This window comes from Gluconobacter sp. OJB, assembly GCF_039638275.1.
GTDB lineage: Bacteria > Pseudomonadota > Alphaproteobacteria > Acetobacterales > Acetobacteraceae > Gluconobacter > Gluconobacter cerevisiae.
Window position 1 is genome coordinate 2369356 of the sequence record NZ_JBDIWH010000001.1, and the last position, 14640, is coordinate 2383995.

Annotated in this window: 11 protein-coding genes and 1 tRNA gene; 8 read left to right on the top strand and 4 right to left on the bottom strand. The window is 59.0% G+C overall.

Annotation, left to right across the window (positions count from 1 at the left end; translation table 11 throughout):
• Window positions 1–10 precede the first annotated feature (10 nt).
• Window positions 11–799 (top strand): DUF817 domain-containing protein, encoded by a 789-nt coding sequence (locus ABDK74_RS11015; protein ID WP_346003827.1) that lies wholly within the window; start codon window positions 11–13, stop codon window positions 797–799.
• Here ABDK74_RS11015 and ABDK74_RS11020 read toward each other — a convergent pair.
• From ABDK74_RS11020 to queA, 3 genes are all read right to left on the bottom strand, one after another.
• Window positions 772–1821 (bottom strand): purine nucleoside permease, encoded by a 1050-nt coding sequence (locus ABDK74_RS11020; protein WP_346003828.1) that lies wholly within the window; start codon window positions 1819–1821, stop codon window positions 772–774. The genes ABDK74_RS11015 and ABDK74_RS11020 overlap by 28 nt on opposite strands.
• A 134-nt stretch (window positions 1822–1955) precedes the next feature.
• Window positions 1956–3101, bottom strand: a complete 1146-nt coding sequence (tgt, locus tag ABDK74_RS11025) for a tRNA guanosine(34) transglycosylase Tgt (protein WP_346004216.1) — start codon at window positions 3099–3101, stop codon at window positions 1956–1958.
• Window positions 3102–3130: 29 nt separating this feature from the next.
• Window positions 3131–4174: a tRNA preQ1(34) S-adenosylmethionine ribosyltransferase-isomerase QueA gene (gene queA, locus ABDK74_RS11030; protein ID WP_346003829.1), complete on the bottom strand. Its 1044-nt coding sequence runs from the start codon at window positions 4172–4174 to the stop codon at window positions 3131–3133.
• Between the two features lie 398 nt (window positions 4175–4572).
• Between queA and ABDK74_RS11035 the strand changes: the two genes are divergently transcribed.
• The gene (locus ABDK74_RS11035; RefSeq protein WP_346003830.1) at window positions 4573–6714 is read left to right on the top strand and encodes a hypothetical protein; all 2142 of its coding nucleotides are present in this window, start codon (window positions 4573–4575) and stop codon (window positions 6712–6714) included.
• A 152-nt stretch (window positions 6715–6866) separates the two neighbouring features.
• Here the strand turns inward: ABDK74_RS11035 and mazG are convergent, their stop codons facing one another.
• The gene (mazG, locus tag ABDK74_RS11040; RefSeq protein ID WP_346003831.1) at window positions 6867–7670 is read right to left on the bottom strand and encodes a nucleoside triphosphate pyrophosphohydrolase; all 804 of its coding nucleotides are present in this window, start codon (window positions 7668–7670) and stop codon (window positions 6867–6869) included.
• A gap of 147 nt (window positions 7671–7817) precedes the next feature.
• Between mazG and argC the strand changes: the two genes are divergently transcribed.
• The 6 genes from argC to ABDK74_RS11070 all read left to right on the top strand — a co-directional run bounded on the left by argC (window position 7818) and on the right by ABDK74_RS11070 (window position 14633).
• Entirely contained in the window at window positions 7818–8717 is a 900-nt protein-coding gene (argC, locus tag ABDK74_RS11045) for an N-acetyl-gamma-glutamyl-phosphate reductase (RefSeq protein ID WP_346003832.1), read from the top strand.
• A gap of 77 nt (window positions 8718–8794) precedes the next feature.
• Window positions 8795–8878, top strand: a tRNA-Leu gene (locus ABDK74_RS11050).
• 54 nt (window positions 8879–8932) lie between these two features.
• Complete coding sequence (locus ABDK74_RS11055) at window positions 8933–10090, top strand: phosphoserine transaminase (protein ID WP_346003833.1); 1158 nt, start codon at window positions 8933–8935, stop codon at window positions 10088–10090.
• Window positions 10087–11226: an ATP phosphoribosyltransferase regulatory subunit gene (locus ABDK74_RS11060; RefSeq protein WP_346003834.1), complete on the top strand. Its 1140-nt coding sequence runs from the start codon at window positions 10087–10089 to the stop codon at window positions 11224–11226. The genes ABDK74_RS11055 and ABDK74_RS11060 overlap by 4 nt, the downstream gene beginning before the upstream one ends.
• 57 nt (window positions 11227–11283) lie before the next feature.
• Window positions 11284–12573 carry an adenylosuccinate synthase gene (locus ABDK74_RS11065; RefSeq protein ID WP_211576592.1) on the top strand — a complete coding sequence of 430 codons (1290 nt, stop codon included), beginning with the start codon at window positions 11284–11286 and terminating at the stop codon, window positions 12571–12573.
• Between the two features lie 89 nt (window positions 12574–12662).
• Window positions 12663–14633: a serine/threonine-protein kinase gene (locus tag ABDK74_RS11070; RefSeq protein ID WP_346003835.1), complete on the top strand. Its 1971-nt coding sequence runs from the start codon at window positions 12663–12665 to the stop codon at window positions 14631–14633.
• Window positions 14634–14640: the final 7 nt, after the last annotated feature.

Here is a 14640-nt window from a genome sequence, read left to right on the forward strand (position 1 = left end):
CATCCTGTTCGTGCTCAAACAGGGTTGGGCGGCGCTGTTCGGCGGTCTGCTGCTGGGGGCGGCCCTGCTTACGCGCGTTTTCTGGCAGTCTGAATGGCCGGTGCACCGCTATGATGCGCTGTTCGTATTCGCCATCTTGGTCCAGCTTCTTTTTCTTGCCCTGAAGCTGGAAACCTGGACGGAAGCGCGCGTCATCGTGCTGTTCCATCTGACGGGAACAGCCATGGAGTGGTTCAAGGTCCGGGTGGGGGCGTGGGGCTATCCCGAGCCCTGTTTCTTCCGTGTGATGGATGTGCCGCTGTTTTCAGGCTTCATGTATGCCAGCGTCGGCAGTTACATGGCGCGCGCCATCCGTATTTTCGACATGCGTTTCATCCCTTACCCGCCGTTCTGGCAGACATTCGGTCTGGCGCTGTTGATTTACGTCAACTTCTTCTCGCATCATTTCATCCCCGACCTTCGATATGCGCTCTTTATGGGCACGCTCGCGGTCTATGGTCGCACCATGATCCATTTCCGGATCACGCAGTGCGACTGGTGGATGCCACTGCCTCTGGCCGCATTTCTGTCGAGTGTGGCGCTCTGGATTGCCGAAAATGTCTGCACGACGAGCGGCATCTGGCGCTATGCGGGGCAGCACGGGCACCAGATGGTCAGTTTCAGCAAGATGGGATCGTGGTACCTGCTGCTTTACGTCGCCTTCATGACCGTTACGCTGTTGGATCGGGGCAGGTTCTATCCGACGACAAAAGAACGGTCTGCGACCGCCGGTCAGCGTGTCGGAATGTGGTCGCGATAGCGGTCCCAGTGTGACGCTAGTTCGCGCACGACCGGCTCTCCCGCGCGTTCGTTGTTATCATAGGCGACGGCCTGCCCCGGTCCCTCGTCCCCCATGGACGCCGTGACCGAAACGCCGGGCGGGGGCATATCGAAATTGCTGCCAGAGCGCAGGACCATGATCCGCTCTGGATCAACATAACCCAGCCGCGCCAGCATGCGCATGTCGTACTGGTAATGCTGGCTTTCCTCGTTGGTCATGACGAAATGTCCCTGACCCTTCGTCCACATCGAGACCCAGTTCTCGGCCCAGCGATTGCGTTCCGCGCCATGCCAGTAGCGTTCCGTTCCCAGCGTCTCGCCCATCAGCACCATCGGCGGCTTCTGGGCCTGCGGATAGCCGCGCCATGCCTTGCGACGCTCGGCAATCACCGAATCGTCCGCGAGTTTTACGTTCTGGCTCAGGGCAAAAGCCCAGCGCGCCAGACCACGATTGAGCGGATAGGCCTTGGTCAACTGCGCCACATCCGTCACCGAGCCATAATGGTTCGGATTGTCGGGCAGGGTGTCCGGACGGCTCGCACCAATGGCGTAAAGTCCGTAAGGCCAGCCTTTCGGAATGGTCCGGTCGTCGATTTCGCGCAGGGCGTCCGCATCCACAACCCATTGCGCCCAGGCCACGCTGCCGACCGACGCCATGTTCGGATTGACGCCGGAAATGCCGGTAAACAGCCAGTAGGTATGGTGTAGATTAAAGCGCGGGTCGAGTGCCAGCGCATGCAGGTCCATATCGCCATGTCGCAGGACGATGCCATACACGCCATCCGCATTGCGGCGGAGCTGGTCCGGTACGCCGCGGATGGGAACGGTTTCGTCCAGATGCAGCCGCTCCACCCAGTCCTGATATTCGCCGGGGGCGTCTCCGGTATCGTGCCCGACTTCGAAGTTCGCCACGACCAGAACGCGGATTTCTTCCGGCGCGGCGCAGGCTGTTCCGGTTGCGAGAGCGGTGCTCAGGACCAGAGCGGAGAATATATGGCGCATGGACGGACCTTAATCTTGAGTGAGGCAGGGCTCTGCCCTGCACCCGGAAGGGGTCTTGACCCCTTCACCCCCAATTCATGAATCGGGATCAAAGGGACCGCGTCCCTTTGTGGGGTCTGGAGCAAAGCCCCGGATTAAAGGGCCAGATCCGGCATTGGCCATTCGTCTTCGGTCCAGTCGCCCTTGGCCCAGTCTTCGCGCAGCTTCACGGCCAGAGCATTAAGAGTGCCATCCACAATGGCGGCGCGGATCTGGCGCATCAGGCGCTGGTAATAGGCCAGATTGTGCCATGTCAGCAGCATCGGGCCGAGCATCTCGTTCGCGCGGAACAGATGATGCAGATAGGCACGGCTGTAACGCCCGGCGATGGGTGTGTCGTCATGGGGTGTCAGCGTGCGGCTGTCTTCGGCGAAACGGGCATTGCGCAGATTGATGGGGCCGCGCTCCGTATAGGCGCGGGCGGTGCGACCCGCGCGCGAGGGCATTACGCAGTCGAACATGTCCACGCCGCGCATGATTGCGCCTAGAAGATCGTCCGGCGTGCCGACGCCCATCAGATACCGCGCTTTGTCCTGCGGCAGCATCGGCGTGGTGAAGTCCAGCGTCGAGAACATCAGTTCCTGACCTTCACCCACGGCCAGACCGCCGATCGCATAGCCTTCAAAGCCGATATCGGTCAGCGCCTTGATGGAATATTCGCGTAAGTCACGCTCGGTGCCGCCCTGCACGATGCCGAACTGTCCATACCCCTCGCGCGCGACAAACGCCTCACGGGAGCGGGCGGCCCAGCGCATGGACATTTCCATGGATTTCCGCAGGGCTTCGGGCGTGGCAGGCAGGGCCGGACATTCGTCGAATGCCATGGTGATGGTCGCATCGAGCTTGAACTGGATGTCGGTCGAGATCTCTGGCGTCAGGCGGTGCTTGCTGCCGTCGATATGCGAACGAAACGTCACGCCGTCTTCGTCAAGCTTGCGCAGCGCGCCGAGTGACATGACCTGAAACCCACCGGAATCGGTCAGGATCGGGCCGGGCCAGTCCATCATTCTGTGCAGGCCGCCCAGCTTCTGCACACGGTCCGCCGTGGGGCGCAGCATCAGATGATAGGTGTTGCCCAGAACGATGCCTGCACCCGTGGAGCGTACGGCGTCCATCGTCATGCCCTTGACCGTGCCGACGGTTCCGACCGGCATGAAGGTTGGAGTCGGGACCGTACCGTGGCGGGTGTGCAGATGTCCCGCGCGCGCCATGCCGCAGGTCGCTTCAGGTACCCAGGTCATTTTGGTGGCGTGATCGGTTTTATGATCGCTCATGGGGCGCGCTCCAGCAGGCAGGCATCGCCATACGAATAGAACCGCAATCCGTTGGCGATGGCGTAGGCATAGGCCTCACGCATGGTCTCGGTGCCGCTGAACGCGCAGACGAGCATGAACAGCGTCGAACGCGGCAGATGGAAATTGGTCATCAGGACGTCCACCGCTTTGAAGCGGTATCCGGGTTTGATGAAAATGGAGGTCTCACCGCGCCACGGAGCGACGGTCCCATCCTCGCGGGCCGCGCTTTCCAGCAGGCGCAGGGACGTGGTGCCGACGGCTACGATCCGACCGCCGCGGGCGCGGGTTTCGTTGATGGCTGCTGCAGTTTCGGCGTCGATCTCGCCCCATTCTGCGTGCATCTTGTGCTCGGCAATGGTGGAGCGGACTGGGAGGAACGTGCCTGCGCCAACATGCAGTGTCAGGGTCCGACGCTGGATGCCTTTTGCGTCTAGTGCTGCGAGGACTTCAGGTGTGAAATGCAGACCGGCCGTGGGTGCGGCTACTGCGCCGCGATACTGCGAGAAGATGGTGCGGTAATCCGTATCGTCCTGCTTCGTCGGGCCGAAAGGGCGCTCGATATAAGGAGGGAGTGCGAGTGCGCCGACCCGTTCCAGAAATGTGTCGAAATCGTCTCCCTCGACCGAAAAGCGGATGCTGACGGCGCCATCGCCTTCATTTTCCACAACGGTTGCCGTGACCGGATCGTCGCCGAAATGCAGGACGTCCTGCGGCTTCAGCTTGCGGGAATTGCGCGCCAGGGCATGCCAGCTTCCATCCGCCAGAATGCGGTCGAGTGTCAGCCCGATTTTCGCCTCCCCGCGTGTGGCGGCAAGCTGGGCGCGGATGACGGCCGTGTTGTTGGCAATCAGCAGATCGCCTTCTCGCAGGAGATCAGGCAGGTCGCGGATCACGCGCGGATCGGGTGGCAGGCCGGCTCGCACATGCAGCAGTGTTGCGCTGTCACGCGGGCGCGCAGGCTCCGTCGCGATGTGATCGCGGGGGAGTTCGAAATCGAATGGGGCGAGATCGTCCGTCATGGGAATGTTCTCTAGCAGGTTCGGCCCACATGAAAACGTTAGACCTGCAAGCCTGACGTATCTTTTTGAGTGAAAGACGACTTGAGAAGTTCTGAAAAAATCTCTGCGACATGCCGTCCGCACGACGATAAAAGACGGATTCATGGAAAACCGTCCAAATCTAATGGTTTCCCTGAAAAATTTATGGGCATCAAAGAGAGCAGAAGGGGCTCGAATTCTAAAATAGCAGAGTGTGTGAATCTACATTTTCATTCTTTTACTTGCATTTGTGCGTGAATTTTAGTATATTATGTTATAGTTGTTTATTGAAGTATCTCATACAATAAACTGCAATATTATCTCTGAATAGTTTTATTCAAGTAAATTGATTTATTTTCTGCAAAAAATTGAGAAACTCAATGTTGAAAAAACATATTTTGTTCGGTGTTTTGTTGTCTGGTTCTGCTCTGGCATCAACTACCGTTCCTCAAACATATCGTTCTTCTGACAATCAGTATCATGCAGTGAAAATTACTTCCGGTTTGAATGCGGAAGGAAGTCCTGTGGTCAACGCTTACAAGGGAAATGACGGGCAGTGGCACCCGACCACTGTACAGGTTCAGGCTTGTGGTTTGGACGCAGACGGTCATCCTACCATTTGCTCGGATAATGTGACGAGTGCGCTTCTGGCGAACTACATCCCAATAACAGAAATAGGTTCTGCAAACGGGATTGCAGGTCTGAATTCTGCGGGGCAGGTCACATCTCCCATCAGCACGACTGCCGGGCTGTGGAACAACCCAGCTTCCGTCGACTCTATCGTTCGTATTCAGCCCACCGTGGTTAACAGTGGTCGATGGGCCATTGATCCAGATGGCATCCAGGTCGGGGGAGACTTCGTAGCAGACGTCAAGGGTCAAGGTGCTCCAAACGGCGCACGCGGTTCTCTGGGTTCAGAACGAATCAACTGTCATCCTTATGGCAATTACGACGCGGGAGCGTGTTTGGTTGTCGCAGATACTGCTCAGGGACGTGAAAATGCCCGGATGGGGATTGGAGCGGCGCTGGAGCAATCGACGTCACTTCTGGCTGATTATGAGGATTTTGAAAACGTCGGTATTGGGGTGAACATGGCCTCTGCCGCAGCGCGCTTGGTTTTGTCGGGGGTTTCTTACGACGCAACACATGTCTGGATGCCGGGATGTGGCCCTGCAGATACGAGCGGCAAGTCATGCGTGCCTTTGACGAAAGCACAGGTTGCCCAGCTGCGTGATGGTATGACCATCACTACGAACAGCTACGATCCGACAATTACGCGAGTGGCTCCAGGTTCTTCCAAAACGCTTCCCGTCAACGGGCTTTACCACGCTTTTGTTTCTGACTGGGACAAAACACAGGCGGACGGCAGTTCAAAGTATATCGTTATTGGCCCAGGCTGGATTGCTTATGGCGGTGCGAGTTCGGCCGCACAGCAGATTCCGGACACGACAAAGCTTGACACTTACTGGACGGCTTACAGCACTCCGACAGTCCTGCTGGGTGCGGAAAATAAAGACTTCGGGCAGGTCGAGCAGATAGAATACAATCCGGCTTTGGATGCCAATGGTGTGCCAACGAATTCTCTGGCGCACAAGCTTGAATATAACGAAGTCAATATGGTGAATTACGCCTTGCAGGATTACATGGTTTCCGTACACGGACTGACCATGGCCTACTCGGCGCCCAATAGTAAAAAACCGACTTCAGATAGTTACGGTGTGTTTGTTGCGGGTGGATTTGGTGGTAGCGGTGGGTCACTTTTGCGTTTAACCGGCGATGGCGGGGAAGCTGAAATTAACGCCAACGGACTCAAGCTATTTGCACCTTATTCAGTTGGTTCTGATGCTGGCAATAATGCTGAAATTGCAGAGTTTATCGGGCAGGCTGATGGTAACCACATTCGTTTGGTTTCCTGGTTGAATCGCGAAAATGCCGGCGCAAACGGTTGGACCAACACGTCCCTCAATTTCGGCGGCTGGATTGACGGTACAACCGGAAATACCAAGGCTGGCACGACGTTGGGAGGATCGCCTCTTGCGCGTATAAGCTGGGATTATGGAACCAATCTCGGTGGGATGGATCTGATTGCCAATAATGGTACTGATATCCTGAGTCTGAAGGGGGACGGGTCCACAAATGCGCTTGGAGCGCTCAATGTAGCGGGCCAGCTTTCGGCGGATGCCAATTTTGTCATGCGTGGGACGCAATATTTTCAGACTGCTGATGGAACCAATCAGTTTTCCGCCAGCCCGGGAGCGAATGGAAATCTGGTTTTCAATCCTCTGCAGGGTGGAGGAAAGCTCACAATAAATGCCCAGACGTCTGTAGGAAATTCCCTGACCGTTTCAGGGCAGATTACGACCGGATCTTATGCCTTGAACAACCTGCCAACGGCTGTCGCGGATGGGTCATATGTTTGGTGTAACAGTTGTGTTCTGAATGGTATTAAAGGCGTAGAAGCTTACTGGCACGCATCTGTAAATAAATGGACAGATAGCCAGAATAATACTCTTTCAGAATAAGGTTTAATATTGTTTTTTAGGAGCGGATTGATGCTTCGAAAGCATCAATCCGCTCTCTGTTTCAAGGCGGAGCGTTATTTGTTTTTCTCTCTCGGAAATAATGCGAATTTTTGCACTGATTTTCTTCGGAGAGATGCGTTTTAATTAAAATATCACTTCATGCCGGGGAGCGTCTTCGCTTCCTGCCAGAGTGCTTCCATAGTCGGCAGATCCTGCTCGGCCATGGTCTGCCCCTTGCGTGCGAGCATGGCTTCCATTGCTTCAAAGCGGCGGGTGAACTTGGCGTTGCTCCGGCGCAGAGCCGCTTCAGGGTCAATATCCAGCTTGCGGGCCAGACTTGAGACGGTGAACAGGACGTCGCCCAATTCGTCCTCGATGCGGTCCCGGTCCCCGCCGAGTTCGGCTTTCAGTTCGTCAATCTCTTCATGAACCTTGTCGAGAATGCCGGTGGGGTCGTCCCAGTCGAAACCCACGCGGGCAGCGCGGCGGCTCAGTTTTGCGGCGCGCATCAGGGCGGGGAGGGGGAGGGCAACACCGGCCAATGCACCGTATTCGGCTTTGCGCTGACGCTCGGCGTCTTTTTCCCGCTCCCAGGAATCATCCTCCAGAGTGGCATCGCCGAAAACATGCGGGTGACGGCGCACGAGCTTGTCGGCGATCAGTCCTGCCACGGTCTCGAAATCGAAGTGACCCGCTTCCTGCGCCATCTGGGCCTGAAAGACGACCTGAAGCAGCAGATCCCCGAGTTCGTCGGGAATGGCCTCGCGGTCGTCACGGGCGATGGCGTCCATGACTTCATAGGCCTCCTCAATCGCGAAAGGGGCGATCGTGGCTGGGGTCTGCTCCACGTCCCAAGGGCAGCCGCCTTGCGGGTCGCGCAGGCGCTTCATGATGTCCAGCAGGCGATCGATCTGCCGCGGGGACGGCTGGGAGGACGGCCGGTTGGACTGGGGCATGGGAAGATCCTGCTGTTATCGTACTCAGAGGTTCATAGCCGTGCGGCCCGGTGGATGAAAGCGCCGGATGGGTCCTGCGCGTGACAGCCTGACATTCCCGACGTAAAACGTCTTCCGGAACGGATTTGCAGACGGGGTTGCTGGCGCATGGCACGCATTTTCATTGATGGAGAAGCAGGCACGACGGGTCTGGGAATCCGCCAGCGGATCGAGGCACTTCCGGCGTCCTATGGTCTGGAAATCCTGTCGATTGCGCCGGAACTGCGTAAAGACAAGGCCGCCCGTCGTTCCATGCTCGAGAAGGCCGATGTCGCCATCCTGTGTCTGCCGGATGAAGCCGCCTGCGAAACCGTGGCGCTGGCCGAGGGGCTGGATGTCCGGATTCTGGATGCCAGCACCGCACACCGGATCGCGGATGGCTGGATTTACGGCTTTCCTGAAATGGATGCGGAACAGGCGGCGGCGGTCAAGGGCGCGCGATTTGTTGCCAATCCCGGCTGCTATCCGACGGGCGCCATTGCCCTGATGCGCCCTCTGGTCCGGGCAGGATTGCTCCCGGCCGATCATTCCGTCTCGATCAACGCTGTCTCGGGCTATAGCGGCGCGGGGCGCGTGGCGATCGAGGAGCATGAAAAGAACGGCGGTCCGGCGTTTTTCCTGTATGGGCTGAACCTAAAGCACAAGCATCTGCCGGAAATCCGGCATTACTCCGGCCTGACGCGCCAGCCGATTTTCGTGCCGTCGGTCGGGCATTTCCCGCAGGGCATGATCGTCTCCATCCCGCTGCATCTGAAGGATCTGCCGGGTCAGCCATCGGCGGCCGAGATCGAAGCCGTGCTTCAGGAGGCTTATGCCGGATGCGCCCATGTGCGTGTTGTGTCTGCTGAGACGCAGCTTGTGGCGGACACTCTGGCTCATACTGACGATATGGAACTGCGGGTGCATCATAACGGCGAACAGGTCGTTCTGACCGCGCGGTTGGATAATCTGGGCAAGGGGGCTTCAGGTGCGGCTATCCAGAACCTGCTGTTGATGCTGAGCCTGTAAGGCACGTTATTTCACACGGCCCGGATTTTGCACTCTGGCCCTTTTGCGGGGAATGCATTAGGGTCCGGGCTGCCCGCGCGAGAGTGGCGGAACGGTAGACGCAGTCGGCTCAAAATCGACCGCCGAAAGGCATAGGGGTTCGAATCCCCTCTCTCGCACCATGAACGGTCATTTTCTGCCGGAATGACCTCAGGACCGATCAGCCCGGAACGCGCATGTCCAAGCCGACTGTCAAACCTTCTCGCCCGTTCTTCTCTTCAGGTCCCTGCGCCAAGCGTCCCGGATGGACGCTGACCGGTCTGGATCAGGCCCTGCTAGGCCGATCACACCGTGCGCCCGAAGGGCGTGCGCGCCTTAAAGAGGTTATCACCCGCTCCAAAGATCTTCTCGGTATTCCATCGGACTGGCGCGTCGGAATCGTTCCGGCCTCCGATACGGGAGCCGTGGAAATGATCCTGTGGGCCCTCGCTGGTGAGCGCGGAATCGACGTCCTGTCCTTTGAAAGCTTCTCCGGAACCTGGGCGCAGGATCTGCGCGACGTTCTGAAAATCGAAGATCTGCGTGTTCTGGACGCGCCTTACGGCGAACTGCCAGATCTGACGACCGTGGACTGGAGCCGCGATGTCGTTCTGACATGGAACGGCACGACATCGGGTGTCTGCATCCCAGATGCGAGCGCCATTCCGGCCGAGCACGAAGGTCTGGTCATCTGTGACGCCACATCCGCGGCATTTGCGATGGATCTGCCCTGGGACCGGCTCGATATCGTGACATGGTCCTGGCAGAAGGCACTGGGGGGCGAGGCCGCGCATGGCATGGTGGCGCTCAGTCCGCGTGCCGCTGCCCGTCTGGCCCAGCCATCGCCGCGCCCGCTGCCCAAGATTTTCCGTCTGGCCAATAAAAAGGGCCTGATCGAAGCTATTTTTGAAGGCGATACGATCAACACGCCGTCCATGCTCTGCGTCGAGGACGCGCTGGACGGTCTGCGCTGGGCCGAACAGATCGGCGGTCTTTCCGCCCTGAAAGCCCGCTCGCAGCAGAATCTGGCGGCTGTTGCTCAATGGATCGCAACGGCGGACTGGGTGTCCTTCCTCTCCGTTCGGGAAGAGACCCGGTCCAGCACGTCCATCTGTCTGAAAATCACGGCACCGTGGTTTGAAAGCCTGTCTGACGAGGCGAAGGGCAAGGCGGTCAAGCATCTGACCGGGCTTGTTGCGAAGGAAGATGCTGGCTACGATCTTGCCGCCTATCGTGATGCCCCATCCGGTCTGCGGATCTGGGGTGGGGCCACGGTCGAGACGGCTGATATTGAAGCGCTGCTGCCTTGGCTCGACTGGGCGCATGAACAGACCCGTCTGGAGTTTTCGGCATGAGTCTGTATTCCGAAAGCCCAAGTGCCGCTCTGCTCCCGTCCGGTTTCGCGGATCTGCTGCCGGGTGAAGCCGAAGCCGAAGCCCGTGGCATTGCCAGTGTGATGGAAGCGTTCTCCCGTCACGGCTATCAGCGCGTCCGGCCACCTCTGCTGGAATTTGAAAGCTCTCTGCTGGGTGGTTCGGGGGAATCCCTCGCTCCCCAGACCTTCCGTCTGATGGACCCGAATTCGCACCGCATGATGGCGCTGCGTCCGGACATGACCACGCAGATCGCCCGGATCGCGAGCATCCGTCTTCAGGACGCGCCCCGTCCCCTGCGCCTGTCCTATTCGGGAAGCTGCATCGTGGTCGGCACGCCCGGCCGCGAGGCCGACCGTCAGGTCTCGCAGGCCGGCATCGAACTGATCGGCCCGGACAGTGCGCAGGCCGATGCAGAAGTCATTGCGCTCGGCGCAAAGGCGCTTGCGGAACTGGGGATCGAGGGCGTGTCGTTCGATCTGTCCATGCCCGCTCTGGCGCTGGGCCTGATCGAAGGCGTTATTCCCGAAGCCGACCGCGAACCTCTGCTCCATGCGCTGGACCGCAAGGATGCCAGTGCCGTGGCGGAACTGGGCGGAGCGATCGCCGGAATGCTGGCCGTCATGCTCCGCGCCGCCGGTCCTGCCGACCGTGCGCTGGATCTGCTGGCTGAACTGGATTATCCCAAGGACATTTCCGGACATTTCGAACGTCTCGCAGCCTCCGTGGCAGCGATCCGCGAGCGCAGCCCCGATCTGCGCTTGACGATTGATCCCGTGGATTTCCGGGGCTGGCGCTATCATACCGGTCTTTGCGTGACGGTGTTTTCGACCGGTTCGCGCGAAGAGCTGGGCCGTGGCGGACGCTATCTGGCGGGGCAGGAGCCTGCCTGCGGTCTGACGCTCCGCCCGCAGGCCCTTTTGCGTGCAGCCCCGGTGTCTGCGTCGCGCCCGCGCTGTTATGTGCCGGTCGATCTGGACGCATCCCGTCTTTCGGGCTTGCACAAGGCCGGTTATGCCACCGTGTCCGCCCTGTCTCATGACGAGGACGCGCTCGCTCAGGCGCAGCATCTGCGCTGCACCCATGTCTGGAAGGACGAGGCGGCCCAGCCGCTCTGACCTGCCGGTCCCTTTCGTTTCTCCCGTCTCGTATTGTCAGTTCTAGGAAGTCAGCTCATGTCCAACGTCACCGTGATCGGAACCCAGTGGGGAGACGAGGGTAAAGGCAAAATCGTCGACTGGCTCGCCAGCCGCGCCGATATCGTTGTCCGCTTTCAGGGTGGCCACAATGCCGGTCACACGCTGGTCGTGGGCGATCAGGTCTACAAGCTGTCCCTGCTGCCGTCCGGTCTGGTGCGTGGCAAGATCGGCGTGATTGGCAATGGCGTCGTCGTGGACCCTAAAGCCCTGATGACCGAGATCGACCGCGTGACCGCGCAGGGCCTCGTCGTCACGCCTGAGACGTTGTGGATCGCCGAGAACGCTCCGCTGATCCTGCCGGTGCATGGCGCGCTCGACCGTGCCCGTGAAGCGGCGCGTGGTGAGCACAAGATCGGGACGACCGGCCGTGGCATCGGCCCGGCCTACGAAGACAAGGTGGCACGTCGCGCCATCCGCATCTGCGATCTGGCCGAACCCGAGACGCTGGACTGGAAGCTGGACGAACTGCTCCTGCATCACAACACGCTGCTCGCCGGTCTGGGTGCTGAGACCTTTACGAAAGAGCAGCTCAAGGACTTCCTGACCGAGATCACGCCGCGCCTTCTGCCGTTCTCCTGTCAGGTCTGGGACCGTCTGGACGAAGCACGCCGCGCCGGTCGTCGTATCCTGTTCGAAGGTGCGCAGGCCGTCATGCTCGACGTCGATCACGGCACTTATCCGTTCGTCACCAGTTCCAACACGGTTGCCGCTGTTGCGGCATCCGGTAGCGGCGTCAGTCCGTCTTCCGTCGGCTTCGTGCTCGGAATTGCCAAGGCTTATACGACCCGCGTGGGCGAGGGACCGTTCCCGACCGAATTGCATGACCAGACCGGCCGGACCCTCGGTGAGCGTGGTCATGAATTCGGCACTGTCACAGGCCGTCCCCGCCGTTGCGGCTGGTTCGATGCGGTTCTGATCCGTCGCGCCGTTCGCGTCGGTGGCGTCAGCGGCATCGCTCTGACGAAGCTGGACGTTCTGGATGGTCTGGACGAGATTTCGATCTGCGTGGGCTATGAACTGGACGGGCAGAAAATCGAAACCTTCCCGTCCGCTCCGGGCGCACAGTCCCGCGTGAAGCCGGTTTATGAGACGATGCCGGGCTGGAAGGAAACGACCGCAGGAGCGCGCTCCTGGGCCGAACTTCCCGCACAGGCCATCAAGTATGTCCGCCGTATCGAAGAACTGATCGAAGCTCCGGTAACGCTGCTGTCCACCAGCCCGGAACGCGATGACACCATCCTGATGCGCGATCCTTTCGAAGACTGATCTCTCACTGCTGGAATCGCATCTGGCATTAACGAAGTCTCAATCCCTGTCCGGCACAAAAGACCGGACAGGGAAACAGCGGGACTTCGATGGCCGACATTCAGGCAGATAACAGCCAGGAACTGCTCATTGCCGAGCGGTATCTGATCAGCCTGGAGCACAAACAGCCAGATTTCGGCGGCTGCGCGACATATGGCGCGCAGGATATGACGGCTTCCGGTGCCTCCTATCTTGCGTTGGCCCCTTTCGCACCCTCTCCCCGCCTTTCCGAATTCATGCTCTTTCGTCATGAGAGCGCGATTCCGATCCAGACCCATGAATATTGCCAGGGCGCCTTGTGGTTGCTCTGCCCGCACCCTCCCGGTCCATCCCTCGCTGAAAATCTTGGCCTCTGGACGGAGAGCCAGCTGATTGACGGCGTCATCCGTCCGTTTGCCGGCTTTCTCCAGAAGCTCGAGGCCGCCAGTCTGACATGTCGCAGTATCCGCCCCGACAACATGTTTGTCGGACAGGGATTACATAAGGTTGTGCTCGGGCCGCTTGGAGTTACCGCACCCGCTGAGAAACAGCCTGTTCTTTTTGAGCCCCTGTCTTCGGCAGTCTGCCGTCCGTCTGCGCGGGGCGAGGGGACGACGGGCTGCGATATCTTCTCGCTGGGTGTGATCATTCTCGCGCTCGCGCTTGGAAAGCTGCCTCTTGAAGGGCTGTCCGACGCTGATATCCTCAAGCGGCGCTTTGAAATCGGCACTCCTGCGGCTTATATGCAGGATCAGAAAGTCCCTGTCGGGCTGCGGTCCCTTTTGACTGCCATGCTGGCTGATGATCCCCTCAATCGCCCATCTCCAAGGGATCTGGTGACGATAGCGCCGAGCAAGGTTTTTACCGTCCGTCCGGTCGTTCCCGCTCGTATTCCGCTCATGATTGGCGGAAATGCCGTGCATACGCCTCAGGCTCTGGCCTGGTATGCTGGACGGTATCCGGCAGAGTTTTCGGCGTTGCTGCAAAGAAAAGTCGTCAGCAACTGGCTTCATCGTGAGCTTGAGCTCTCCGTTATGTCGAGCTTGATTGAGCAGGCCAGCGCCTCGTTCCTTCCTGCGGGCGGCAGTAAGGCGGTAGATCCTGCGACGATGGTCATCACCCATGCGATCTCCGTCCTTGATCCAGCGGCACCAATGTTCTGGGGCGGGATCTGGTTCTGGCCTGAGGCGCTCCCCCAAATGTTGGTTCAGGCGATAGTCCAGCCCGTTACGCCGGATGACGAGCGCATGGTTCGCAACATCCTGAGCTTCATGGTGGGGAATGCTGAGGCCTTTATGTCGGCCCATCTCCCGTCGAGACAGGAGCGGCAGATCACGGCATTGTCTGCGGTGGCGCGACGCATGGCTCTTAAGGGGGCGGAACTGATCAGACGGTTTCCTTATGAGAGAAACAGCTACCTTCCGTGTCTTTCAAAAAAATGCGTCGATGTGCGAATTTCTCTGCCTGAGGGGTTGTTGCGATGGCTGAACCATCATGTGGGAATCGAAGACCTTCCAGATGATATTCTCGCGCGGAGTGGCTTTCTGGACGAACAGATGCGCTCGTTCCTTGAGGCGCATTGCGCAAGACAGGGCATCATTCCCCTTTCACAGTCGAAGAAAGCGGGACTGCCGGGCTGGCTTGCGGATCTGACGCTGCTTGCCGCTGCACAGAGGAAATTTGATAACGCACCGCTCAGTTTTCTGGCGCAACGTGCCGTACCTCTTCTTGAGGCAGAGTTGCGTCAGTGGCGGAGCAAGACCTCACGTGCTCGGAGGCGCGTGCGTTTAGGTAAGGCTGCGGAAAACGGAAATCTGGGAACGTTTCTGGCAACAGTCAACGATCCGACCGGCCTGAGGCTGGACCAGAGACAGGCTCAGGAAGCCGAAGCCGAAATCAGCAATCTGATGCGTGTGCTCGATGAAGCACCTGATCGGAAAGCCGCCAATGATCGTGAGGCACGAAATTCTGGTGAATTCTTCTCCCTTCTGACGGGCATCGCAGTTGCAATGGCAAGTATCTGGCTGGAATTCTGCCAGTGAGGAAGAT